This window comes from Alteromonas mediterranea DE (assembly GCF_000020585.3).
In the GTDB taxonomy this organism is placed as follows: Bacteria; Pseudomonadota; Gammaproteobacteria; order Enterobacterales; family Alteromonadaceae; genus Alteromonas; species Alteromonas mediterranea.
In genome coordinates, this window is record NC_011138.3 from 4,299,168 (window position 1) to 4,322,798 (window position 23,631).

20 protein-coding genes and 3 pseudogenes are annotated in these 23,631 nt (G+C 45.9%); 17 read left to right on the top strand and 6 right to left on the bottom strand.

All coding sequences use genetic code 11. The features are described from left to right. Positions 1-130 precede the first annotated feature (130 nt). Positions 131-571: a hypothetical protein gene (locus MADE_RS19065; RefSeq protein WP_012520098.1), complete on the top strand. Its 441-nt coding sequence runs from the start codon at positions 131-133 to the stop codon at positions 569-571. A gap of 70 nt (positions 572-641) precedes the next feature. Here MADE_RS19065 and MADE_RS19070 read toward each other — a convergent pair whose 3' ends face one another. Both MADE_RS19070 and MADE_RS19075 read right to left on the bottom strand, forming a co-directional pair. Further along, a complete protein-coding gene (locus tag MADE_RS19070) occupies positions 642-905 on the bottom strand; it encodes a TIGR03643 family protein (RefSeq protein WP_041703668.1) in 264 nt (87 codons plus the stop codon). A gap of 95 nt (positions 906-1,000) precedes the next feature. After that, positions 1,001-3,148 (bottom strand): exonuclease domain-containing protein, encoded by a 2,148-nt coding sequence (locus tag MADE_RS19075; RefSeq protein ID WP_012520100.1) that lies wholly within the window; start codon positions 3,146-3,148, stop codon positions 1,001-1,003. 15 nt (positions 3,149-3,163) lie between these two features. Between MADE_RS19075 and MADE_RS20625 the strand changes: the two genes are divergently transcribed. The 4 genes from MADE_RS20625 (at position 3,164) to MADE_RS19095 (ending at position 5,039) form a co-directional block, all read left to right on the top strand. Continuing rightward, the gene (locus MADE_RS20625; RefSeq protein WP_023559983.1) at positions 3,164-3,418 is read left to right on the top strand and encodes a hypothetical protein; all 255 of its coding nucleotides are present in this window, start codon (positions 3,164-3,166) and stop codon (positions 3,416-3,418) included. 278 nt (positions 3,419-3,696) lie between these two features. After that, the gene (locus MADE_RS19085) at positions 3,697-3,888 is read left to right on the top strand and encodes a zinc ribbon domain-containing protein (protein ID WP_012520102.1); all 192 of its coding nucleotides are present in this window, start codon (positions 3,697-3,699) and stop codon (positions 3,886-3,888) included. Further along, on the top strand, positions 3,881-4,510 hold the full coding sequence (locus MADE_RS19090; RefSeq protein WP_012520103.1) for a flavin reductase family protein: 630 nt from the start codon (positions 3,881-3,883) through the stop codon (positions 4,508-4,510). The genes MADE_RS19085 and MADE_RS19090 overlap by 8 nt, the downstream gene beginning before the upstream one ends. A 235-nt stretch (positions 4,511-4,745) precedes the next feature. Continuing rightward, entirely contained in the window at positions 4,746-5,039 is a 294-nt protein-coding gene (locus MADE_RS19095) for a high-potential iron-sulfur protein (protein ID WP_012520104.1), read from the top strand. A gap of 96 nt (positions 5,040-5,135) precedes the next feature. On the opposite strand, the gene MADE_RS19100 is transcribed toward MADE_RS19095, so the two are convergent. Further along, positions 5,136-6,770: an amidase gene (locus MADE_RS19100; RefSeq protein WP_012520105.1), complete on the bottom strand. Its 1,635-nt coding sequence runs from the start codon at positions 6,768-6,770 to the stop codon at positions 5,136-5,138. A 140-nt stretch (positions 6,771-6,910) separates the two neighbouring features. Next, positions 6,911-7,666, bottom strand: a complete 756-nt coding sequence (locus MADE_RS19105; protein WP_023559984.1) for a substrate-binding periplasmic protein — start codon at positions 7,664-7,666, stop codon at positions 6,911-6,913. A 219-nt stretch (positions 7,667-7,885) separates the two neighbouring features. Between MADE_RS19105 and prmA the strand changes: the two genes are divergently transcribed. The 7 genes and pseudogenes from prmA to MADE_RS19140 all read left to right on the top strand — a co-directional run bounded on the left by prmA (position 7,886) and on the right by MADE_RS19140 (position 15,732). Next, positions 7,886-8,764, top strand: a complete 879-nt coding sequence (gene prmA / locus MADE_RS19110; protein WP_012520107.1) for a 50S ribosomal protein L11 methyltransferase — start codon at positions 7,886-7,888, stop codon at positions 8,762-8,764. 330 nt (positions 8,765-9,094) lie between these two features. Beyond that, complete coding sequence (dusB, locus tag MADE_RS19115; RefSeq protein WP_012520108.1) at positions 9,095-10,093, top strand: tRNA dihydrouridine synthase DusB; 999 nt, start codon at positions 9,095-9,097, stop codon at positions 10,091-10,093. Between the two features lie 30 nt (positions 10,094-10,123). Further along, on the top strand, positions 10,124-10,417 hold the full coding sequence (fis, locus tag MADE_RS19120; protein ID WP_012520109.1) for a DNA-binding transcriptional regulator Fis: 294 nt from the start codon (positions 10,124-10,126) through the stop codon (positions 10,415-10,417). A gap of 82 nt (positions 10,418-10,499) precedes the next feature. Next, positions 10,500-12,099, top strand: a pseudogene (gene purH, locus MADE_RS19125) (bifunctional phosphoribosylaminoimidazolecarboxamide formyltransferase/IMP cyclohydrolase). A gap of 285 nt (positions 12,100-12,384) precedes the next feature. Beyond that, a complete protein-coding gene (locus MADE_RS19130) occupies positions 12,385-13,200 on the top strand; it encodes a class I SAM-dependent methyltransferase (RefSeq protein WP_012520111.1) in 816 nt (271 codons plus the stop codon). A 27-nt stretch (positions 13,201-13,227) separates the two neighbouring features. Then, positions 13,228-14,521 (top strand): annotated as a pseudogene (gene purD / locus MADE_RS19135) (phosphoribosylamine--glycine ligase). Positions 14,522-15,147: 626 nt separating this feature from the next. Beyond that, complete coding sequence (locus tag MADE_RS19140) at positions 15,148-15,732, top strand: glucosaminidase domain-containing protein (RefSeq protein WP_232363082.1); 585 nt, start codon at positions 15,148-15,150, stop codon at positions 15,730-15,732. Between the two features lie 170 nt (positions 15,733-15,902). On the opposite strand, the gene MADE_RS19145 is transcribed toward MADE_RS19140, so the two are convergent. Further along, on the bottom strand, positions 15,903-16,664 hold the full coding sequence (locus MADE_RS19145; RefSeq protein ID WP_012520114.1) for a sugar-binding protein: 762 nt from the start codon (positions 16,662-16,664) through the stop codon (positions 15,903-15,905). A 157-nt stretch (positions 16,665-16,821) separates the two neighbouring features. Here MADE_RS19145 and MADE_RS19150 point away from each other — a divergent pair, with 157 nt between their 5' ends. From MADE_RS19150 to envZ, 5 genes and pseudogenes are all read left to right on the top strand, one after another. Continuing rightward, complete coding sequence (locus tag MADE_RS19150) at positions 16,822-17,757, top strand: ion transporter (protein ID WP_012520115.1); 936 nt, start codon at positions 16,822-16,824, stop codon at positions 17,755-17,757. 110 nt (positions 17,758-17,867) lie between these two features. Next, a complete protein-coding gene (locus MADE_RS19155) occupies positions 17,868-18,773 on the top strand; it encodes a phosphoribulokinase (protein ID WP_012520116.1) in 906 nt (301 codons plus the stop codon). 138 nt (positions 18,774-18,911) lie between these two features. Beyond that, a pseudogene (locus tag MADE_RS19160) lies at positions 18,912-20,031 on the top strand (DUF2855 family protein). A 213-nt stretch (positions 20,032-20,244) separates the two neighbouring features. Then, complete coding sequence (gene ompR, locus MADE_RS19165) at positions 20,245-20,967, top strand: osmolarity response regulator transcription factor OmpR (RefSeq protein WP_012520118.1); 723 nt, start codon at positions 20,245-20,247, stop codon at positions 20,965-20,967. A gap of 99 nt (positions 20,968-21,066) precedes the next feature. Further along, entirely contained in the window at positions 21,067-22,401 is a 1,335-nt protein-coding gene (gene envZ, locus MADE_RS19170; RefSeq protein ID WP_012520120.1) for a two-component system sensor histidine kinase EnvZ, read from the top strand. A 34-nt stretch (positions 22,402-22,435) separates the two neighbouring features. Here the strand turns inward: envZ and MADE_RS19175 are convergent, their stop codons facing one another. Then, positions 22,436-23,614 (bottom strand): MFS transporter, encoded by a 1,179-nt coding sequence (locus tag MADE_RS19175; RefSeq protein WP_012520121.1) that lies wholly within the window; start codon positions 23,612-23,614, stop codon positions 22,436-22,438. Positions 23,615-23,631: the final 17 nt, after the last annotated feature.

Genomic DNA, 23,631 nt, shown 5'->3' on the forward strand with positions numbered 1-23,631 from the left:
GTTCAAACGTAGTGGATTACGTATTTTTAATGTCCCTGGCTTTATTCGCCATGCGGCTTTTATTACAATCAAAGTGTAGGGCTGATATTTTCAGCGCGTAGATAGTGATTTACCCAAAAAAGGTGTTTTTATGCCTAGCCGATACGCCCAATTTAAAGAAAAGCTTCCCATTTCCCTTCTTTCAGATGAAACTCTGCTCGCTTTTAGGGTGCTCTTAGATGAGCCTTTGGATATTGTTGACTTTGCCCAAGATATTGCAGATCTAGCCCAATATCCCGAACGATTGAAAGACAGCTATCGAAAAGAGTGGGAAGCCTACGTCATTAAAGCATTGGCTTTCGAGATAAGGCAGCACGACGATCTTTCACCGGCCGAGTTTATCGATTTGATGATGGAGAAAGTCGAAGACGTTCAGCAAAATAACGACACCTACCACAATTTATTGCGTCAGGTTCATCATGCTAAAGGTATTTTGCAGTCAGAAAATACCATCGTATTTCCGACGCCACTGCGCCAACAGCTTACTGCCTTTCTGCTGCCAATCACCACAATCCCGACGCCTAAAAAGTAATTTTAATAAAGGCATGCCCGAATATTACGCTGCGAAAATAAGTAAGCATTGCGGCGGCGCTATTTGCGCGCTACTTATTTGCACTTTTATATTTATACTGTGAAGGGCAATAACCTCTGTCTACGCCTTCAGGACGCAAGCTTGCGTGTTTGGTTTTTCTGCCAGATACACGCTCTCGCCAATTCTTAAACGTTTTTTGCTTAAGATTTTTGCGCATGAGCTTGATCACCTCTTTTTCGGGTAGCCCGAACAGGCGCTCGATTGCTTCAAACGGCGTGCGATCTTCCCACGCCATTTCAATAATGCGTGATTCTTGTTCTTCTGATAATGCCATCTCTAACGTCTCAACATACATGCTTAACCCCAATAAATACTATATTAAAGGTCATTTCGTTCAGTTATGGCCCGTGAAAAGCGCCTGCGATAAAGCTAAACATTATCACCAACACTGAAGCCTTCATCATCTTTCTCAAATGCTAGCTTAAGAAGCTCTGCAGCCGCTTTAGCGTCGCTTAGCGCGCGGTGATGTTGCTCCATGTCGATATGAAAATGCTTAGTCAGGTTTGCCAATGAATAAGAAGATAACCCCGGGTGGGTGCGGCGCATCTCCCGCACAGTACACATTTTAGGCCGCCTGAACGACTGCTCTAATCTCGCAAATTCCTGTTTAATAAACCCATAGTCAAAATTTACGTTATGCGCGACAAACACAGCATCTTCGGTAAAGCTGGCGATATGATCGGCTACTTCTGCGAAAAGCGGTGCATCGGCAACCATATCGTCAGAGATACCCGTAAGACGCGTGATACTACTTGGTATTCGTCGCTGTGGGTTGAGTAAGGTTTGAAACCTATCTACCTCTTTTCCCCCAACTAGCTTAACCATGCCTATTTCAGTAATACGGTTATAGCTGTTATTCCCGCCCGTAGTTTCAATGTCTACCACAACATAGGGCTGCGCTGGGTCGCGAACCCAATTTACCGTGGTAACAGCCACGTCGAATCCGGCTTGCTGTAGACGCTGAATAGAAACCAATTGGTTCCGGCGCAGTTGATCGCCCGGCGCCTTTATTTCTTCAAAGCGAAGCGAATCATCCAATACCATAATATCGGGAAAACCGTCTCGCAGGCTTTCAAAGTCTTTGCTCATCATGCGAAGTAATGCGTATATCGCACTCAGCGAACCGTGCTCTATAAGCGCCTCAATAGGAGTCAGCAAATGGCTCGACCACATAAATAAGCTGTTTACTTTACCGTAGTGTTGGGTCGCCATTTTATGTATGTGAAAGCGCAGCTTTTCTTTGCTATCAAGCGCATCGAGTAAAGTCTCGATGCTATCTTCAAACTTTGCATAAAAATTATTTTGCTTCAGCGACAGCGGCCTTCTATCAAATTCCGTGACCAGAGTATCTTCTTCATAAAGCTGCTTCCAAAAAGTGAGGCCAAACAAACTGCGCCATAAACGGTTCTCTGTTCGCCACCCTTGAACTCCCTGTCTGGCATAATGCGCCAGCACTCCCCGCTCTACCTGCTGATTTTGACTAACATCTATGGCTAAGGTTCTACTTGCGTTTCTCAGCATGTCGGTAACGGTGCTGGTGCGCTTTTTATGATATTTGCGGGCATAAAAGTCTTCCGCAAAAGCCAGCAAGGTATCTGACTGGGGATTATCTATGATGTGCTCTAAAGCGCGTCGAACTTCACCGTCGTTACCGTCTTTATAGCTTTCTCTTAGCCACTTTTCTTTTGCTTTATCGCTTTGCGCTAATGCCAGTATGTTAAGCCCCTTATCGCGGTTAACCTCAAGTACTTTAAGCCCTAGTGCGTAAAGTAGCTGGTCGCGATAAAAACTGGCTGACACCCCTTCTGTTTCTGGGAATTCGCTATCTGCAAGCGATAACAATGTCTCATGGTTATAGAAGGCAAGCTGGCTTGAATGATTGGCATAAAACCACGCGGCCAGTGCATCGTCTTTACTTTCAAAGCGCGCGGTGTCGGTAACAGAATCAGAGCGTGTTCTCATTACCCCAAGGTCGCGCATAGAAAACTGATTTAAACGGCTTTTTGTGTTACCAAAATAAATAAACAATAAGAAGCGCAGGGCACTATCGAATAAACACACTAAGTAGCTTTCAAGTGAAAAACTTTCTGGCCATCCTCGGGCAGTAATTTGCTCACTCAGTAAGTTGACGAGTTTAGGTTTTCTCTGAGAAGCAAGACCTTGAATGCTGCCGTATTCTGACAAAAGCGCGAGCAGGGCATCTTTTGTCAAAACCCCAGCAATGTCATTAAGCGTAGCGTGAGTTAAATCGCCAAACCAGCCGTCCTTAATTAAACAGTCAATTTGATGTTGAGGGGCAACAATTTCACCATAATTGAACTGCATTCTATCTATCACTGCATATTTGCGATTAGCCGCGCGAACCACAATACACTGCTTGTCCTCATCAAGGGCTTTGAAACGCTGGATAAAGCGCACAGCTTCACTGCTTAATAACGACTGGCTCGCCCCTTCAAAGAACGCGAGAAATTCATGAAAATGTGTCAGGTAATAACGGGGCGGTAAATCTTTTCGCATGGTGCATCTTTGGCTATGAAATCGGCAATAGTGTATATTTATACAGCCCAATTAATCAAATTAAATACGCCTATTTTAGTTATTGATTCCCTGTTTAAACTCGCACTCGCTGTTTCGATACCCATTGAAAAAAAGCCGCAAGCTGCGAATCGTCTAATAGATGCTGTAAACTATTGTAGTGTTTGGCCAGCGCCATTTCATCGTAGAATCGGTGGACACCGCTATGACATTGCCGGCAAATATATATGCCGGATTGAAGCTCTGCTTTAGTGTAATGCTTTTTGAAATAGTTACGCCGATGCATTTTTTTGGGGATGAGGTGATGAAACGTTAAACGGGTCTGTCTTTTACAGCACGGGCATACGCCTATCTTATTCACCACAATTCACCTTTAATAAAATCTACTTCCGTCTGCATCTAGCTTGCGTATGCCTAATCTCGCTCTCGTTTAGGCGCGCCTATCGCTTACACTTCTATGCCAGTGAGTAAATCCAGTCTTCTTTGCATTACGTAATAACACCAAATAATGATTACGAAGGCGAACTATTATGAGCTTAACCCGTTCTATGGGCTTCTCTTGCCCCTACTGTATGGCACCAAACGATGTGGAAATAGATGAAGTTAACGACGTAGGTCAAGTACAGGTTCTTGATTGTCAGGTATGCTGCCAACCCATAGAGTTAACCGCATACCAAGACGCCGACGATATACACATTGAGGCAGAACGAGAGAATGACTAAGCAGTTTACTCGCAGTGATATAGATGCACTAGCGCAGCGCTATCGGGCCAACCTAATTAACAGCCTATCAGGCTTTAAGTCAGCTACCTTAGTTGGGACGAGTGACGGACAAACCAATAACCTGGCTATTGTCAGCTCTGTTGTTCACGTAGGCGCAAACCCTCCTCTTCTTGGCATGATCATGCGACCTCACACAGTAACGCGCGATACACTTAGCAATATTAAGCAACAAGGTTTCTACACACTCAATCATGTCTCAACTGATTGGGTAGACAAAGCGCACCAAACCTCTGCACGCTACGCGCCAGAAGACAGTGAATTTGATGCCGTAGGCTTAACGCCTGTGTTTAGCGAAACGTTCAGCGCCCCTTATGTCAAAGAGAGTGAGATAAAAATGGGGCTTAAGGTAGCGCAACACTTTACCTTACTAAATGAAACCGAAATGGTCATTGGTGAGATTCAAGAACTTTTTTTACCTGAAGCAATTATTGATACCGAAGGTTACGCCGATATCGAACAAGCGAAAACAGCGTGCATCTCCGGGCTAGACAGCTATCACGGTACCTCGCGTATCGCACAGTTTGCCTACGCTAAGCCGGGTGTAGATTTATCGCAAAAATGAACCTTTTAGCGCAACTTCGGTCTTATTTGCATCAATAAGAGTTGCTACTGCCATATCGAACTCTGAAGTTTATTTAATCTAGATCAAAGGAAAATACGACTTTTCGTTCGATCTTTTTTCAAAAAGAGATAGTATTTAGATATGTAATAAAACCTGCCTCTTTGGGCAGGTTTTTGCGTTTAAAGCGCCGAATAAAAAAGAATCATTATCGTTTCTATCTCTTAAGGAGAATGTTATGAAATCTGTAAACCGCCGAGATTTCTTGAAGTTATCAGGCTCTACAGTTATAGGTCTGACGCTAGGTGGTGTAGCGTTGCGCGCACAAGCTCAAGAACAGCTAAGTGCCGACGACCCAACAGCGAAAGCATTAAACTACACACCGTCGTCTACCGTTGAAGGTTCAAAGTGCGCTAACTGCATGTACGTGCAGGGAGCTGATGGTGAACAATACCGTCCTTGTAACATTTTCCCTAATAAGCTGGTAAATGCGGATGGCTGGTGTAGTGCTTGGGTTAAAAAGCCGGGCTAAGATAGCGGCCACGCTGATAGACGATTGAAAGCCCTCGATATTATCGAGGGCTTTTTTATTGCTTGAAGGATGTATTCACTCCCTTGCGGCAAATGCTTAACGAGGGTCGCTAAGGCCTGCTTCTATACCTTTTAAACGCGGGTTATCAAAGCGCGTGGGTAATAAACCGGGCTTGATAAAAAAGCCGTGTTTTGCTTCAAAAATGCTGCCTATTTCTAGCACTTTCTTATCTTGCCATTTGCCGCCTATGAAACTAATGCCTACCGGAAGATCTTTTACTTGCCCAGCAGGCACAGTTAAATGCGGATAACCGGCAATAGCGGCCAAATACCCAATCCCGATGAAGCCCACTGGTGAGTGGTCGCCATACACGCCATCAATTAAAAATGAAGGGCTATTCGATGGCGCAACCAATACGTCAACATTGTGCTTCGACAATAAGGCGTCTATACCGTTTTCCCCAGCGGTATCTCGGATAAGGCGCAGTGCATGTTTGTATTCGTCACTGTCGATAGCAGAAGAGGCTAAGGACTTCTCAAAGATATCTTGGTCAAATAACGCTAACTCTCTGGGTGTAGCCTGGTTGAACTCGATGAGCTCAGACAGGTTTTTAGCGGGAAGCGATGCAGGAGAGTTCGACAGGTACTCGTTAATGCTGTGATGGAACTCGCTTAGCAACACATTGTATGAATCTGCCCAAAAGGAATCCGGCTGAGAAAAATCACTGATATCTACGAGGGTTGCACCAGATGCTTCCAACTGCTTTAACGCTTTTTCATAAACAGCCAATACGTGAGGGTTATCACCTTGTCGGTAGCGCACCACACCAATACGCTTACCTTTTAAGTCTGTGGCAAGCAGCGACGAAGAGGGGATTTCAAGAAGGTAGTCGTCAGCGTTTTTAGTTGCGCTATCGTTTTTATCGGCGCCAGCCATAACTGAGGCCATTAACCACGCGTCTTGTACACTCGATGTCATTGGCCCTGCGGTGTCCTGGCTAAGTGAGATAGGTACAATATGGGTTCTAGAAAGTAAGCCTACGGTTGGTTTGAAACCTACCACTCCGTTAATAGAAGCTGGGCAGATAATAGAGCCATTGGTTTCCGTACCCACGGCGAGGGACGCCAAGCGCAGCGACATAGCCGCTCCCGAGCCCGACGAGGAACCACAGGCACTTCTCGATAGCATGTGCGGGTTACGAGTAAGCCCGCCTACCGCGCTCCAACCACTTATTGATGATTCAGAGCGAAAATTTGCCCACTCCGATAAATTAGTTTTACCCAGAACAATGGCACCGGCTGCTTTCAGTTTTGCCACAATGGGTGCATTTCGCCCAGTGTTATTGTTAAGTAGCGCCATCGAGCCCGCCGTTGTAGGCAGTTCATCGCTTTCGATATTATCTTTCAGCAAAACAGGTATACCTGCTAACGGGCCCAGCGTCTTGCCGTTCGCCAGTTGCTTATCAATAGCATTCGCTTCTTCTAGCGCATTGGGGTTCACTGACAACACACTATTTACCTTGCCATCTAGCTGTTCAATACGCGCTAAATAACCTTTTACCAAGGCCGCAGACGTAATCTCGCCACTGGCAATAGCCTGTGCTTGCTGATGTGCGGGTTTACCCAAATAGTATTGCGTTTCGTTCGCTTGGTTTGAGTTAGAGGGGGTTGAGTGAGAAACACACGCCGTACAAATTACGGCAGCGACCAGTAAATACCACTGCTTCAACATAAATCTTTCCTTAACGCATAATCCCACTGCCTGTTTTTTTACTGTTAAACAAAAACAGCAAGTCACAGACGTTAGAGTAATGATAGTTTGTTATACGTTGTATCAGAAATAGTTCACTGGCTACACAATAAAATGTGTATTTACTGAGTTACTGGGGTTGGCAGCTTATAAAGAAGATTATCCAGTTTATATTTATCTAGCAGCTTCTGATAACGCCCATCATCAATAAAAGCGTGAAGCGTGGCGTTAAATGTTGCTCTTAATTCTGGGTCAGGAATGGCGGCACTATAACTAGAGATAGGAAACAGTTCGTGAAAAACAATGTCGTCATCGGCATAGGCACGACTTTCAGACTTAAAGAAATTAAAGATATTTCTATCGAGAATAGCCACATCTACACTGCCTAGCATCAACATGTCTACTTGCCTATCTTGTCTTGCCATCTCTATATAGGTGGGCTGCGCTGAAACAATCTCACCAAAAGCTTCTCCAAGAAGTGACTGAGCGGTTTGAAAAGCAATAACACTTTTGCCACGCAAATCTTCAATACTATTTATTTCAAGCTTTCTATCAGCCCGAGTCACCGCGACGTTTTGATAAATAATATAGGGGTCTGTCAAGATAGCTTCATCTACGCTATGCGCTGAATTTAGCGTTAGGCCAATATCTACCGTGTTATCTTTAAGCAACCTACTCGTTCGCCCAAAGGGAACATAAATAGGAGACAGGCTATGGCCCATATCGGCCAAAATAGCGCGAATTAAATCGACTTCAAACCCCGAGTGCTCTTGTGAAATAACGTAAGGAGGCTTATTCCATCCAACCACCATGTCGACGTCCCTTGCGCTAGAAGGTATGACGGTAAACACTAAACACAGTAAAAAAAGTATACGCATACGGTTCCTATTGGGTTGAAAACCACACAGCCCGCTTCACTATAGGCGTTTTTTAACATCGCACAACTCGACAAAAGATTAACATTTTAATTATTTTTATTTATTAAGAATATGGCCTTGCCTCTTCCCTTACCTAACTTGTATCTTTTGGCTTACTTGCATTTTGTTTCATGCAATCCAAAGGTACAATAGCCTCAAAGGTCTCAACGAACGATAAATATGGCTTGGCTACAACTTAGAATAAACACCTCATCTGAATATGCAGAATCAGTTGGCGATATGCTTAGCGCCAATGGTTCTCAAGCTGTCACCTATGTCGATGCGAAAGACACCCCCATGTACGAACCCAAGCCGGGTGAAATAATGTTGTGGCCGGATACTCAGGTGGTAGGGTTATTTGAAGCGGATGCGGATATGAAAAGCATTCTGCAGCGCTTAGGGAAAGCGAAAGTGCTTGGGCCTGATTTCAAATACAAGCTAGAACCACTTGAAGACAAAGACTGGGAGCGGGAGTGGATGGACAACTTTCATCCAATGCAGTTTGGCGAGCGTTTATGGATTTGTCCAAGTTGGCGTGATGTACCCGACCCCGATGCCGTAAACGTTATGTTAGATCCAGGCCTTGCCTTTGGTACAGGTACACACCCTACCACGGCCCTTTGCTTACGTTGGTTAGACGGCATAGATATGGCCGGTAAAACAGTAGTCGACTTTGGCTGCGGCTCAGGTATTTTAGCCCTAGCAGCATTAAAGTTAGGTGCCGAGCGTGTAGTTGGAGTCGATATCGACCCTCAAGCGTTACAAGCAACGAAAGAAAATGCCCGCCGCAATGGTGTCGAAGACAGGCTCGATGTTTACCTTCCACAAGACCAGCCCGAGCTTGAAGCCGATGTGGTTATGGCTAATATATTGTCGGGCCCGCTTTTAGAGCTTCAAAGCGTGATTACCAACTACTGTAAATCTAAAGGGTTGCTTGTGCTCTCTGGCATACTTGCTGAACAAGTATCAAAGATAGAAGACGCTTACTCACAAGATATTGTTCTAGAACCAAGCGCGATTGATGGCGAATGGGCCAGAGTCTCGGGTTCGAAACGCTAAACCCTCTCGTTAATTCGGCAAATTTTTACACTACCGCCTTTTGCGAAAGGCGGCTTGTATTGAAAAAAACATTCAGAAAAAACAAACCCGCCCTGAATAATTGTTAATTTTTTTCACATTACAGCCCTTTTAGCACGTGGGCTGTAAGACCTTCGTACAATAATTAAACTAAAAAATGCCGTTAGCTTACTAATGTGGCAGTTTTTTTTCACTGTCAAGACCACCAAGTGAAATTTTGTGTGATTTTTAGCAACACGTACACTTAGCGCCCCGTTTTAGCCGGGTGTATAATTTCTGTGCAGTTTTAGATGGCGAGCTATACAACTAACAATGCGAATTGGACCTTACGAGTTAGAAAACAATTTGATGTTGGCCCCCATGGCTGGCGTGACTGATAGACCGTTTCGTCAACTATGCAAACGCTTGGGTGCAGGGCTTGTTGTTTCCGAAATGCTTTCGAGTAATCCGAAGGTTTGGAACACTGCCAAGTCACAAGCGCGCATGAACCATGAGGGCGAAGAAGGCATTCGCTCTGTACAGATAGCTGGGGCAGACCCTGAGCTTATGGCTCAAGCAGCACAATTTAATGTAGATAACGGTGCGCAAATCATCGATATCAACATGGGTTGTCCTGCGAAAAAGGTCAACAAGAAGCTGGCAGGCTCTGCTTTGCTTCAGTACCCAGATACGGTGGAGGCAATCGTCAAAGCAGTCGTTAATGCTGTTGATGTACCCGTAACACTGAAAATTCGTACCGGCTGGAATCCAGAAAATCGCAATGGGGTAGAAATTGCCCGCATTGCAGAGCAAAACGGCATACAGTCGCTTGCTGTTCACGGCAGAACGCGAGCTTGTATGTATAAAGGAGAGGCTGAATACAGCACCATACGTCGAATAAAGGCGGCAATTTCAATTCCTGTTATTGCAAATGGTGATATTACCTCTCCACAGAAAGCACAAGAGGTGCTGAATTACACTGGTGCAGATGGCGTAATGATAGGTCGCGGCGCGCAAGGTAAGCCTTGGATATTCAACCAAATCCAACATTATCTTGAAACGGGCGAGAACCTAGCACCACCGCCGCTGTCAGAGCAATATGAGATTTTGCACGAGCACGTAGCCAATGTGCAGGATTTTTATGGCGACATAGCCGGTGTAAGAATTGCCCGTAAGCACGTGGGCTGGTATCTCTCGGAGCACGATACGGATCGTCAGTTTCGTAAAACGTTTAACGCTATCGATGATGCAAATGAGCAACTCGATGCACTAAATGCATATTTTCAAGCGCTGCAGACTCGAGAAACCCGACAGATTTCTCCCGCAGCATAGTGATGACTAACTTAAGAGCAACACAGTATTATGTTCGATCAAAACGTGACTTCACCTTTTACTACGACAGTAACTACGCCTTCACAAACGCAAGCGCAAAAGCCATTGCGTGACTCTGTAAAGCAAGCGGTTAACAAGTACCTAAAGCAATTAGATAACGCAAACATCGACAACCTGTACGAAATGGTACTGGCTGAAGTAGAAGCGCCGCTTCTAGAAGAAGTCATGACTTACACTCGCGGCAACCAAACACGCGCCGCTATCATGATGGGCATCAACCGTGGCACACTTCGCAAGAAGCTTAAGCAATACGGCATGAACTAAGATTCCAAGGGCTTCGCCCACCAAAGAGCACCAATCGGTGCTCTTTTTGTTTCAACACTACAACATTAGAAACTTAAAATTTATGCAAACACCAAAACCAATTAAACGTGCTCTTCTTAGTGTCTCTGATAAAACCGGTATCCTCGATTTCGCGACAGCGCTGCATAACGCTGGCGTTGAGCTTCTGTCGACGGGCGGTACCGCAAAACTCCTTGCTGAAGCTGGTTTACCTGTAAAAGAGGTGTCTGATCATACAGGTCACCCAGAGATTATGGCTGGTCGTGTTAAAACGCTTCACCCGAAAATTCATGGCGGTATTCTTGCTCGTCGCGGTGTTGACGAAGCGGTGATGGAAGAAAACAACATTGCGCCTATCGACCTTGTGGTGGTTAACCTTTACCCGTTTGCTGCTACCGTGGCAAACGAAGACTGTACGCTAGAAGATGCGATTGAAAATATTGATATCGGTGGGCCAACGATGGTTCGCGCGGCAGCGAAAAACCATAAAGATGTCACTATTGTTGTTAATGCGGCGGACTACTCTCGCGTTTTAGCTGAAATGANACGACAACAACGGCTCATTGACATACAGCACCCGTTTCGACCTAGCCATTAAAGCGTTCGAACACACGGCTGAATACGACGGTATGATTGCCAACTACTTTGGTGCGCGTTTAGACAGCACAGGATGCGAGGCAGACTGTGACCACCAGCACAGTGAATTCCCGCGCACCTACAACATACAGCTGACTAAGAAGCAAGACCTTCGCTATGGTGAAAACAGCCACCAAGAAGCGGCGTTCTATGTTGAAAACAACATTCAAGAAGCGTCGGTTGCTACTGCTACACAGCTTCAAGGTAAAGAACTGTCGTTTAACAATATTGCTGACACCGATGCAGCGCTAGAGTGCGTTAAAGAATTCGAAGAGCCAGCATGCGTTATCGTTAAGCACGCCAATCCATGTGGTGTTGCTATTGGCAACGATATTCTAACTGCCTACGATCGCGCGTTTAAAACAGACCCAACGTCAGCATTTGGCGGCATTATCGCGTTTAACCGCGAGCTTGATGCAAAAACGGCACATGCCATCGTTGACCGTCAATTCGTAGAAGTCATTATTGCCCCAGCGGTAAGCGATGAAGCAAAAGAAGTAGTAAGTGCGAAGAAAAACGTACGTCTTCTAGCGTGTGGTGACTGGGCTGGTCAGCTAACTGAAGGTTATGACTTTAAGCGCGTAAACGGCGGTTTATTAGTACAAGAGCGCGACTTCGGCATGGTTGAAATGGAAGACCTTGAAGTAGTGACTAAGCGTAAGCCTAGCGAAGAAGAACTGCGCGACCTTATGTTCTGCTGGAAGGTAGCAAAATACGTGAAGTCTAACGCGATTGTTTACTGCAAAGACGGTATGACGGTAGGCGTGGGCGCAGGTCAAATGAGTCGCGTTTATTCTGCAAAAATTGCAGGTATTAAAGCAGCTGATGAGAACCTTGAAGTGGCTGGTTCTGTTATGGCGTCTGACGCTTTCTTCCCATTCCGCGATGGTATAGACGCTGCTGCACATGCCGGTATTAAAGCGGTTATTCAGCCAGGTGGCTCTATGCGCGACCAAGAAGTGATTGATGCCGCTGACGAACACGGCATTGCCATGGTGTTCACAGGTATGCGTCACTTCCGTCACTAAGAAGCATAGAAAGCATCTTGTGAGGGGTGATTAACGCTTTACTAAACACGCAGTATGCCAATATTTTAAAGCATACTGCGTGCTTTATTCCCCCTCATCAAACCAACGCGTGTATTTCAAATTTTCTGGTATCTTAGCGACAAAATCGCGAATTTCTCTGCTAAGGCGTAAGTGCAAATAAGGGTTAGCTGATAGGCTTGATCTAACCTGTGGTAATTTGTAGTAATAGTGTTACTAATAGATGTTATGTTATTTGCCTACCCTCGACAGAAAAAGGAAATAAGAATGAAAAAGTTAGCCCAAATTGTGTTAGCTGCAACACTTGGTGTAACAGCAACCTATGCCAGTGCCGATGCTATTTCTGACGCCGTGACGAGCGATATCCGCTCTGATAAAGCCAAAGTGCGCGACGAATATCGCAATCCGCAGCAAACCTTGCGCTTCTTTGGCCTTAAGCCAAACATGACCGTTGTGGAAATCTCGCCAGGCGGTGGCTGGTATGCAGACATTCTTTATTCTGTTGTAAAAGAAAGCGGTAAATACGTTGCAGCACACTTCTATGTTGATGAAGAAACCAGTGGCTACTACAAAAAGTCAGTGGAAGGCTTTAAAGAAAAAATGAAGCCAGGCATGAAGTACGAAGGTGCAGAACTTACTGCGTTCGACCCTATGAAAGCGCTAGATATTAGTGAAGCTAGAAGTGCTGATATGGTGCTAACCTTTCGCAACGTACACAACTGGTACATGCGTAACGGTGACGAAGGTATCGACAACGCATTTGGCGCTTTCTTCAAAGCACTTAAGCCGGGCGGTGTGTTAGGTGTAGTAGAGCACGAGCTGCCTGAAAGCGCTGATGATGAAGCGATGAAGAAAAGTGGCTACATGAAGCGTTCATACGTTGTGGCTGCTGCAGAAAAAGCAGGTTTTGTACTTGAAGCAAGTAGCGATGTAAACGCAAACCCAATGGATAGTGCCGACCACCCGAAAGGTGTGTGGACGCTTCCTCCGCGTTTGGCGCTTGACGATGAAGACCGCGAAAAGTACATGGCGATTGGCGAGAGCAATCGCATGACGCTAAAATTCACCAAACCAAAATCATAATATTAAACACTCAAAACGGAACAGTTAATGAACGTACTTGTAATTGGCGGCGGTGGCCGCGAACACGCGCTAGCGTTTAAAGCAGCGCAGTCTTCTGATGTTTCAACAGTATTTGTAGCACCGGGTAATGCCGGCACCGCTACAGAGCCTAAGCTTGAGAACGTAGCGATTGATGTAAACGACATCGCGGGCTTGGTTTCTTTTGCGCAAGGCAATGATGTTGCACTTACTATTGTAGGCCCAGAAGCGCCGCTAGTTGCAGGTGTAGTAGACGCGTTCACTAACGCGGGTTTAATGATTTTTGGCCCCACTCAAGCTGCCGCGCAGCTTGAGGGTTCAAAAGCTTTCACCAAAGACTTCTTGGCTCGCCACAGTATTCCTACGGCTGAGTATCAAAACTTCACGGAAATTGACCCTGCGATTGCCTATGTTCGCGAGAAAGGCGCGCCTATCGTAGTAAAAGCTGACGGTCTTGCTGCCGGTAAAGGCGTTATCGTTGCGATGACCCTTGAAGAGGCTGAAGAGGCTATTCGCGATATGCTAGCGGGCAATGCCTTTGGCGAAGCGGGCAGCCGCGTAGTTATTGAAGAGTTCCTAGACGGCGAAGAAGCGTCGTTTATTGTTATGGTAGACGGTAAGAACGTCCTGCCTTTTGCCACCAGCCAAGACCACAAACGTGCAGCTGACGGCGATAAAGGGCCAAACACGGGCGGTATGGGTGCCTATTCACCGGCTCCGGTTGTAACACAGGACATTCACGACCGCATTATGCAAGAAGTGATTATGCCAACGGTTGATGGCATGGCCGCTGAAGGCAACGATTATGTTGGCTTTTTATATGCGGGGCTAATGATTATGGCCGACGGTACACCAAAGGCCATTGAATACAACTGCCGCTTTGGCGACCCAGAAACCCAGCCTATTATGCTTCGCTTAAAATCTGATTTGGTTCCACTTTGCCAAGCAGCGTGTAAAGGCGAACTTGCAGGCAAAACCATTGAGTTTGACGAGCGCGCATCGGTAGGTGTTGTACTTGCCGCNGGGCGGCTACCCGGGTAGCTACGACAAAGGCGACGTGATTACCGGCTTTGAAGAAGCCGCTAAGTTAGACGGAAAGGTTTTCCATGCTGGCACCGCCCTGCAAGATGGCGAAGTGGTAACCGCAGGTGGCCGCGTACTTTGCGCTACAGCTTTGGGTAACAACGTTACCGAAGCGCAGCAAAAAGCCTACGAGCTACTTAAAGCCATTCAGTTTAAAGATGTGTACTACCGCACTGATATTGCGCACCGTGCGATTGCGCGTGAAGCTGAAGCCAAGTAGCCGAAAGCCTCATAGAAAGTGCTAAATGAACGCAGCTTAACGCTGCGTTCTTACACAATTACATAAAGCCAGGGTGTGAATTCTACGCCCCCACTTCTACATTTACCACTTACTCACCATGCTAACGTGCAGTAAACGCAGAAATTGTAGTTTCCCAGCTACATATCACTGTTTAACCTGATACTAACGCTCAACACAAAAGAAAACTCGCGCTCAGTACATAAGCAATAAGGTATTGAATTTCACATCGAGTCTGATTTGGTACTTGCCGATAGTACTGTATACATTATAAATCTTTAATTTACTGGCTCTCTCCATATGTTGCAGCGCATACAAGAACCTGTATGGTATTAATATCAATCCGCATAGATGATTAACCACTTAGCGAGATTTAATAAGCTCAGGTAGTCCGCTTAAAAAGCGTATTATTTCATTCTAATAAAAGAGGTATCACCTGATGTCGAACACTAAACTTATTGCTGTGTTGCTTGTAGCAGTAGTGGCGAGTACCGCAGCNGTGGTTCGCCTTTTTTGCCAAAGAGTCTGCTCCAGACTTTACTGCTTATGCCGCAGGCCCTGACCGAAAAGCGGCATTTTTTGAGTATTTCACTCCCATTGTGGTCGAGGTGAACAAAGAGCTAGCCGCCGACAGGGAGCAAATTAAAAGCTTTTGCAACGCGGATGAAGCAGACAACCTAGACCAGTTCCTAACAAAGTTTCGTGTTGACGATGCTGACCTTGAACAAGAGTCAGCCTGCGAGGTTTTGTTAAGACGTGCCGACATTGTTCCTGCGTCGTTAGCTATTGCACAAGCAGCGAATGAAAGTGCATGGGGTACCTCTCGTTTTGCAAAATTAGGGAACAACTTTTTTGGTCAGTGGTGCTTCTCTAAGGGCTGCGGTATCGTTCCAAAATCGCGGGACACTGACAAAAATCATGAAGTTGCTGATTTCCGTTCGCCTGCCGACTCAGTAGAAAGCTACATGCTAAATTTAAACACCCACGATGCTTACAAACCATTGCGTAACATTCGCCAATCCTTACGTGAAGACGACAAGGCTGTCACCGGGGTTGCGCTTAGCTATGGCTTAGGGAAGTATTCTGAGCGTGGCGATGAATATGGAAAAGAAATACGTGAGATGATCAGTTTTAATAAACTTGCAGTGCTGGACAAGTTAGATCTGAGTAAGCAGGAAGGCGAAGACAATTAACTCAACCAGCTAGAGCGTGACGAGCTCTGTTGCGCATTTTTTTATCGCCAAATGGCATGGCTTTTAGCCAAGGTGAGTGATTGCAGATTAAAAAGGAGTGGCATTTCTGCGACTCCTTCCAATTACGCGCAGCAAGTCAATCAATTAAAGTAGCGACAAATTATGGTTCACTACTTTGTCAGCTTCACCTTTCCAAACACCGACGCATCCTTATACCCCAAGTTTTTGTCGCCGTTTGCGTGGGTTATCTCGTGGGAACCTAAAAAATGTTCTCTGTCGCCGCCATCTGCATCGCAATAGGCAAGCATAAAGCCCAGTGTCATGCCGTCTTTTAAGGTTACTGGTGAATTGTCTTTCCCGTACTGATAGCTGTCATCAAACACACGCACCGCTGCTTCCCAATGAATCTTATAAGGCGCCAATATATCTCGCTGCCATTTGTTCTCTACGTGATCATTGTAGAGTTGTGGTACAGCCTCTCCTGCTTCGTTTGGACCTATATCAACAACCTGATTATCTAACGCTAAGTGATAGGCAAACGCATTGTAGTTATTAAAGTGATCGCCACCAGAGGCGTCTGCATCAATGAAAATTTCTAAACAGTCATCATCCCAATAACGTTCAAGGGGATTGGCATAGGTATCTGAGAGGTGATCGTCTTGTATTTCTGCCAACAGATACAGCGCATCCTTGTTCCATCGCAGTTTATATCGACCAGAAAAATCACCGGACTCAGGAGCCGAGCCCCACATAAGCGACGTCATATCATGCCAATCGCCCCCTTTCCATGCAGCGTCATTGGCTACACCATCTATAACAGGTGGCGTTGATGAAAAAAGTACGCTGTCAGACTTAGCTTGTGCTGTGGGCACAGACATAGCCACAAGCAGTGCCGAGGTTAGTACTGACCCTAAATGTTTTGCACTTTTCAATTGGATACGCTCTTTGTTTGCTTATTTGTATTTTAAACTACCACGTTTTGACCCCATCCGCGCTTGAAAATAGCGCCGAACACCTCCTTCTTTTTTAGAAGCATTACCAATTTGCAACGGTAATTGGTATAAAAAGGACATTCATTCCCTGACTACCATGGCTATGTCATTTCGAAACGCGTGCTATCACATTCTCGCTCCTGCTAGCGAAGCTCACGAGTACAAAAAACGAAGCCAGTTGTTTGATGTACTTCTTATTGCGCTAATTATCGTAAATGTAGCGGCCATGATGCTAGAAACCGTACCGGGCATCCCTGCTGTTTGGCAGCATGAGCTTCATATTATCGAAATAGTGTCGGTACTGATATTCACCGTTGAGTACTTGCTTCGCCTATACAGCAGCGCTTCGGCGCCGAATCGCCCTTCCCGCGAACAAACTACGCCTTGGCAAAAGCGTTGGGCTTATATAAAAAGCCCTATGGCGCTGGTCGATTTAATGGCGATTTTGCCTTTTTACCTAAGCGTGTTCGTGGCCTTTGATTTACGTATTTTACGGGTATTTAGGGTGCTGCGAATTTTGAAAATTGGGCGCTATTCCCGTTCAATGCAAACCCTTGTCACCGTTTTGCGCAACGAATCTCATAGCCTTATTGCTGCAATCAGCGTACTCCTGCTGTTTACCGTCATTGCGGCAACCTGCATTTACTATATCGAGCACACCGCCCAACCCGACGTTTTCAGCAGTATTCCTGCCTCATTGTGGTGGGCTCTGGTCACGCTCACTACGGTAGGCTATGGCGATGCCGTTCCCGTTACAGCGTTAGGCAAGGTATTTGGCGGGCTTATTACCATTTTGGGCATTTGCTTTTATGCACTGCCCGCAGGCATCTTATCGTCAAGCTATACCACCCAAATGCAGTTAAAGCGCGACCGGTTTAAAGACACGGTAAGAAGCGTATTGGACGATGGAAAGCTTAGTGAGCACGACGTACACCACCTTGAACACGTGCGAGCGCTACTGGATTTAGATGAAGAGGAGGCAAAGCTAATTGTGCGCTTATTGCAGCATCACCATAAAGGGCTAGACAATTGATTATACGCAGGCTCACACAGCATTTGCGAGGTGAGCGTTCATACGCCCCCCTTGATTCTTAGCGCACATCAGCTTATAACTAGTACCCGTCATTTCCAAAAAGAATTTCTATGTCTGTCAAACACCCTATTATTGCTATAACAGGTTCTTCTGGCGCGGGTACTACCACCACGACCAATGCTATTCGCCATATATTCAGGAACTTAAATGTTAATGCTGCAGTAGTCGGCGGTGATAGCTTCCACCGTTTTACCCGTCCAGAAATGGAAGTGGAAATTCGTAAGGCCCAAGAGCAAGGCAGGCATATCAGCTACTTTGGCCCCAAAGCCAACGACTTCGAGTTACTCGAGACGCTGTTTAGAGAATACGGAAGTTCAGGTACTGGCCAGTTCAGACAATACCTACACACCTTCGATGAAGCTGTACCTTTCAACCAAATGCCAGGTACCTTTACACCGTGGCAAGATTTGCCTAATAACACCGATTTACTGTTTTATGAAGGGTTACACGGCGGCGTTAAAACAGAAGAAAATGACGTTGCAAAACACGTTGATTTACTGGTAGGCATGGTACCCATTGTAAATTTAGAGTGGATCCAAAAAATTGTGCGCGATACCACTGACCGAGGTCATTCCCGAGAAGCGGTAATGAGTAGTATTGTGCGAGGGCTTGATGACTACTTCCACTACATCACGCCGCAATTTTCGCGCACTCATGTTAACTTTCAGCGCGTGCCTACAGTCGATACCTCCAACCCGTTCAGCGCCCGGGAAATTCCAACCCAAGACGAAAGCTTTGTTGTAGTGCGTTTCAGACGGGAAATGAAAACCGTCGATTACCCCTACTTGCTTCAAATGATTGATGGGGCTTTCATGTCTAGGATCAATACCCTTGTTGTGCCCGGCGGAAAAATGGGGCTAGCCATGGAGCTTATCTTAACCCCGCTGCTTGAAGACATTTTGAATAAAAAACGTCGAGCCGGTCATCAGATGGATTGGCTAAATAGCGACGGCTAATTACCCGCTTTTACCTGCATACCCCCTATACGTTTCTTCTATAGGCATGTATTTAAAACCGTAAGTCGTAATACTTTTGAGCCTGCGCCAATCTAGTTTTGTTGAATTCGCTATTTTTCACTAAAGCAGGCCTTAATAATGACCACAATACACAGCCAACAAATTTGGATAAATCAGCAAGACCTTGCCGATACCAAAGTCGTCGAACGGGAATTAAGTACTAGTGACTTACAGCCAGACGAGGTATTGCTAGAAACAGACAGCTTTGGCTTTTCTGCCAATAACATTACCTATGCGGCACTCGGCTTTAAAATGGGGTATTGGGGGNTTCTTTCCCGCCACAGATAGTCACGACAGCAGCGATACTGGCTTTGGTATTGTGCCTGTATGGGGTTTTGCTACTGTGAAGGCGTCTCGTCATAGCGGAATCAAAGAAGGTGAAAAAGTATTTGGCTATTTGCCCATGGCAAGTCACTGGGTAATAAAAGCCGGTAAAGTTGCACCCCACGGTTTTTCAGATATACACGAAAAGCGCAAAAGTATCAGCCCGGTTTACGACCAATACCTTCGCTGCTTTGCCGACCCCGGCTACGACGCTAGCCGTGAAGCATGGCAACTTAACTTCAGGCCACTTTATATGACGTCGTTCGTTCTGGATGACTTTGTCGCCGAAAAGGCTCGCGATGAAACCTTGTTACTTTCTAGCGCTTCAAGTAAAACAGCGTTAGGAACTGCGCAACTTCTCAAAGATAAAAAAGCGCCACGAAAAGCCAGTTACCGCGTTGTTGGGCTAACCTCAAAAGCGAATGTGGATAAGGTAAAAGCCTCTGAATGCTACGATGCGGTTTATAGCTATGATGACCTATCTGAACTTGGTCACGATTCTCGCTATTGGCTACTCGACTTTGCTGCCAATGGCACGCTTATCAATAACCTCGCTAAACAGCTTGGCGATAACTTAAGCGCAGTAACGCTTATCGGCGCTACCGATTGGAAAGCACAAGAAAAACCCAACCCCAAGCTACTAGATGCAGAGATCTTCTTTGCGCCGGCGCGGGTGAAATTACGTCAAAGCGAATGGGGACACGATGAGTTCTTGACCAAATATGCCAACGCCTGGCAGCGCTTTGCAAGCAAAGTTAGCGATCAGTTTTTCGAGCAGTCTCATTGCGGCACTGAGGCTATAACACAGTTATATTTAGACACGCTTAACGGTTCTGGCCAAGCGAGAGCCCTTAACGTGGCGTCCTTCGATTAACATTGTCTTAATGCCGTTGTAATTGACGTCAAACCACTTGTGAGCACAAGGGCTGACTAACGCTTCAGCCTTTGCCTTCTAAGCGAAGGAGTAAGAACGTGTTTCTTTAGACACTATTTGTAACAAACATACCGCCCCTTTTGCCGCTTTCTCGCTTTTGTATTTCACATCTAGTGGTTATAGTGAAACAAAAGTAAAACTAAAGGTATGACTATGGGTCAGGAAACCTCAAAAATTCTCGTTGTTGATGATGATATGCGCTTACGTAGCCTGTTAGAGCGTTATCTGCTAGAGCAAGGTTATCAAGTGCGCAGCGCGGCAAACGCTGAGCAAATGGACAGATTGCTAGAACGTGAGAATTTTCATCTTATGGTTTTAGACCTTATGCTGCCCGGTGAAGATGGCCTGTCTATTTGTCGGCGCTTGCGCCAGCAAGAAAACGACATGCCTATTATTATGCTTACCGCCAAGGGCGATGAAGTAGACCGCATTATCGGCCTTGAAATGGGCGCAGACGATTACTTACCTAAGCCCTTTAACCCTCGTGAACTGCTGGCGCGCGCTAAAGCGGTGTTGCGCAGACGCAGCAGCGAAGCGCCCGGCGCGCCTTCAAAAGATGTTCAAATAGTCGAATTCGGTGACTATAAGCTTAATTTAGCCACCCGCGAAATGACCGCTGGCGATAAACCGCTAACCCTGACTAGCGGCGAGTTTGCCGTATTAAAATCGCTGGTGACTCACCCCCGCGAGCCGCTTTCGCGAGATAAGCTAATGAACCTAGCTAGAGGCCGTGACTACAGTGCATTAGAGCGAAGCATCGACGTTCAGGTTTCTCGTTTGCGTAGAATGCTAGAAGAAGACCCTGCTAACCCACGCTACATACAAACCGTATGGGGCTTAGGCTATGTCTTCGTTCCAGACGGTGAGCAAGTATAGGTATTTATGCGTGATGCAGCGGGTGTTAAAGGCTTAATTACAACGATAAGCCTTTTTTTTNAGAAAAGGCTGTCTTATGACGCAACGAAACGGTGAGCTATGCGTTTAATTCCCAAAAGTGCATTTGGCCAGACCGTTATGCTGATTGGTGTGCTTCTGCTCATTAATCAGATAGTGTCCTACATCTCTGTCACCTATTACTTTATTCAACCTAGTTACCAACAGATCAATAGCCTATTAGCGACGCAAGTTAAGTCAGTATTGGCCAACGACTTACTCGTCACTAACCAAGAAACCCGTGACCGGTATTTTCAAAAAACCCAGGTGCACGTCTTCGATGAAAGTGTTGCTAAACAAAACGGGTTAGAAAGTGCCGTTTACTATGGCTATATATCATCTCAGGTTAGTGAACAACTTAGTCAGTTAGCTGACGTACGCATTAGCACTACCACACAGGCCAGCGACGAAAACGCCCCTTACATTGTGTGGATATCTTTAAACCGATATCCAGATACATGGATTTCAATACCGATTTCAGGGTTAAACGAAGCCAATATTTCACCGCTTACCATGTATTTAATGGTAATTGGTATATTAAGCGTAGCCGGCGGCTGGCTGTTTGTACGACGTATGACCCGCCCCTTATCTGCCCTTCAAAAGGCAGCTATTTCCGTGGGTAAAGGTGAACACCCGGCGCCGCTTCGCGAGCAAGGCAGCACCGAAATGATTCAGGTTACCCGCGCGTTCAACCGCATGAATCAGGGTATTAAGCAGCTAGAGAACGACAGAAACATTATGACGGCGGGTATTTCACACGATTTGCGCACCCCACTTACCCGAATTCGCCTTGCCTCTGAAATGCTGCCTGAAGACCAGGACTGGATAAAAGATGGCATTGTAAACGACATTGAAGACATGAACGCTATCATCGATCAGTTCATTGATTATGCCCGCTATGACACCGAAGAAGTAACCCAAGAAACCGATTTAAACACCATTATTGCTGAGCTTGTTCAAGCAAGGCACCTTGACGACAAGCACCATATTGAGCTGAAACTCAATACTATTCCCCCGTTGCCCTTAAGACGCATTGCAATGAAGCGGGTAATAGATAATCTAATTGAGAATGCATTTAAATATGGGTCTGATGAAATTGCGATTAGCAGCTTTTATAACCGCCATGAGAAACGGGTTTATTGCAAAGTACGTGACTTCGGGCCGGGCATTCCACATGAAGAATTAGCAGGTGTATTCATGCCGTTTGCCCAAGGCGATAAGGCGCGTAATTCGTCCGGGTCTGGGTTAGGGCTTGCCATTATAAGACGTATTATTGAAGCCCACGACGGGGAAGTCACCTTACGCAACCATCCTCAACAAGGCCTTGTCGCTGAGTTTTACCTGCCCTATTTGGCGGAACTACCCGATAAAAAATAAGCCCTGGTCGCCCACTTATTTTAAAACCCCAGCGTTAAGCTGGACTGTTGCGGTACTTAATTTTGCGACTATAACCGTAAGACGCTAACCACAGCAAACACCCGCCAATAGGAATAACCCAAAACGCCGTGGTAAGCGGCGCAAAGTTTGCCCATAATCCAGTAGAAAATGACGCCACCTGTACACCTGTTGAGTTGCCAATAATAGCTATACCGGAAAGGACCGGCCCATTATCACTATCGATATTCATTGCTGCAGATAACATTAACGGGAACAAGCCGCCAAGCCCCAACCCAAGTAAAAGGTTACCCGCGCCTATGCCGTACAAACTAGGCATAAGCTTAAGCGTAAACACACCGGCTAAAGACGCCGTCGCCATTAAAACAATTAAGCGATGCACAGATACAAAGCGCAGTAAAAAAGGAAACGTTAAGCGGCTAATCACCATGCCCGCTGTAAAACAGGCCAATAAGTTACGAGACTGCTCACCGCTAAACCCTAATCCGTTTTGCGCATAGCTAACAAACCAGTTCGCGTTACCAAACTCTACCGCACCATACCCAAACGCAAGTAGCGCCATAAAAATAAACACGGGCTGCTTGATAATGACGCCAAACGCCAGAGTCTTTTTGGGCGCTTTCGGTTGCCCTTTAAGTACTTTAGCCTGAGAGCGCGCCGCAATATAGGTATAACAAGATAAGATCATCATAACACCGGCGAGTACTTGGATTGGCAAGCGCCAGTTGTGTTCGACAAGATATAACAGCGTTACAAAAAACGAGGCTGCAAAGGTACCTAAGCTAAACATAAAGTCCATTAAGCCCATCATGGTGAATCGCTTTTCAGCGTACATACGTGCGATAAGCGTGTGGCCTATAGTAAAAATAGTTGAACTCACCACACCTATTAATACTGCCAATACTAAAAACCACTGCCATGACGACAACACCGACACTAAAAGCAGTAGCACGGTATTGATGCTTAATAGTGCTGCCAATAAAGGCATGTATTCAAAGCGACTGGCGTACTTCCCTCCAATCACTGCGCCTAACATCATGCCTACTGAAAAAAGAGAGAAAAGCGCGCCACTGATGAGTTCCGACATCTGAAGATCGGCGGCTATATCAGGTAGTAGTATTCCCCATAAAAGAAATAACTTACCTATTAGGAAAAAACCGGCAAAAATGACGATAGTGGCGGGAAGTCGGCTCATTAAAGCTCCATGGTTGA

Bases quoted from the DNA above. Each gene is read 5' to 3' on its own strand.
- dusB (WP_012520108.1), top strand. From the start codon at position 9,095: ATGCGAATTGGACCTTACGAGTTAGAAAACAATTTGATGTTGGCCCCC.
- MADE_RS19065 (WP_012520098.1), top strand. From the start codon at position 131: ATGCCTAGCCGATACGCCCAATTTAAAGAAAAGCTTCCCATTTCCCTT.
- MADE_RS19105 (WP_023559984.1), bottom strand. From the start codon at position 7,666: ATGCGTATACTTTTTTTACTGTGTTTAGTGTTTACCGTCATACCTTCT.
- MADE_RS19130 (WP_012520111.1), top strand. From the start codon at position 12,385: ATGAAAAAGTTAGCCCAAATTGTGTTAGCTGCAACACTTGGTGTAACA.
- MADE_RS19090 (WP_012520103.1), top strand. From the start codon at position 3,881: ATGACTAAGCAGTTTACTCGCAGTGATATAGATGCACTAGCGCAGCGC.
- MADE_RS19095 (WP_012520104.1), top strand. From the start codon at position 4,746: ATGAAATCTGTAAACCGCCGAGATTTCTTGAAGTTATCAGGCTCTACA.
- MADE_RS20625 (WP_023559983.1), top strand. From the start codon at position 3,164: ATGAAATCGGCAATAGTGTATATTTATACAGCCCAATTAATCAAATTA.
- MADE_RS19075 (WP_012520100.1), bottom strand. From the start codon at position 3,148: ATGCGAAAAGATTTACCGCCCCGTTATTACCTGACACATTTTCATGAA.
- MADE_RS19070 (WP_041703668.1), bottom strand. From the start codon at position 905: ATGGCATTATCAGAAGAACAAGAATCACGCATTATTGAAATGGCGTGG.
- ompR (WP_012520118.1), top strand. From the start codon at position 20,245: ATGGGTCAGGAAACCTCAAAAATTCTCGTTGTTGATGATGATATGCGC.
- MADE_RS19100 (WP_012520105.1), bottom strand. From the start codon at position 6,770: ATGTTGAAGCAGTGGTATTTACTGGTCGCTGCCGTAATTTGTACGGCG.
- MADE_RS19150 (WP_012520115.1), top strand. From the start codon at position 16,822: ATGGCTATGTCATTTCGAAACGCGTGCTATCACATTCTCGCTCCTGCT.
- MADE_RS19175 (WP_012520121.1), bottom strand. From the start codon at position 23,614: ATGAGCCGACTTCCCGCCACTATCGTCATTTTTGCCGGTTTTTTCCTA.
- MADE_RS19155 (WP_012520116.1), top strand. From the start codon at position 17,868: ATGTCTGTCAAACACCCTATTATTGCTATAACAGGTTCTTCTGGCGCG.
- prmA (WP_012520107.1), top strand. From the start codon at position 7,886: ATGGCTTGGCTACAACTTAGAATAAACACCTCATCTGAATATGCAGAA.
- MADE_RS19085 (WP_012520102.1), top strand. From the start codon at position 3,697: ATGAGCTTAACCCGTTCTATGGGCTTCTCTTGCCCCTACTGTATGGCA.
- fis (WP_012520109.1), top strand. From the start codon at position 10,124: ATGTTCGATCAAAACGTGACTTCACCTTTTACTACGACAGTAACTACG.
- envZ (WP_012520120.1), top strand. From the start codon at position 21,067: ATGCGTTTAATTCCCAAAAGTGCATTTGGCCAGACCGTTATGCTGATT.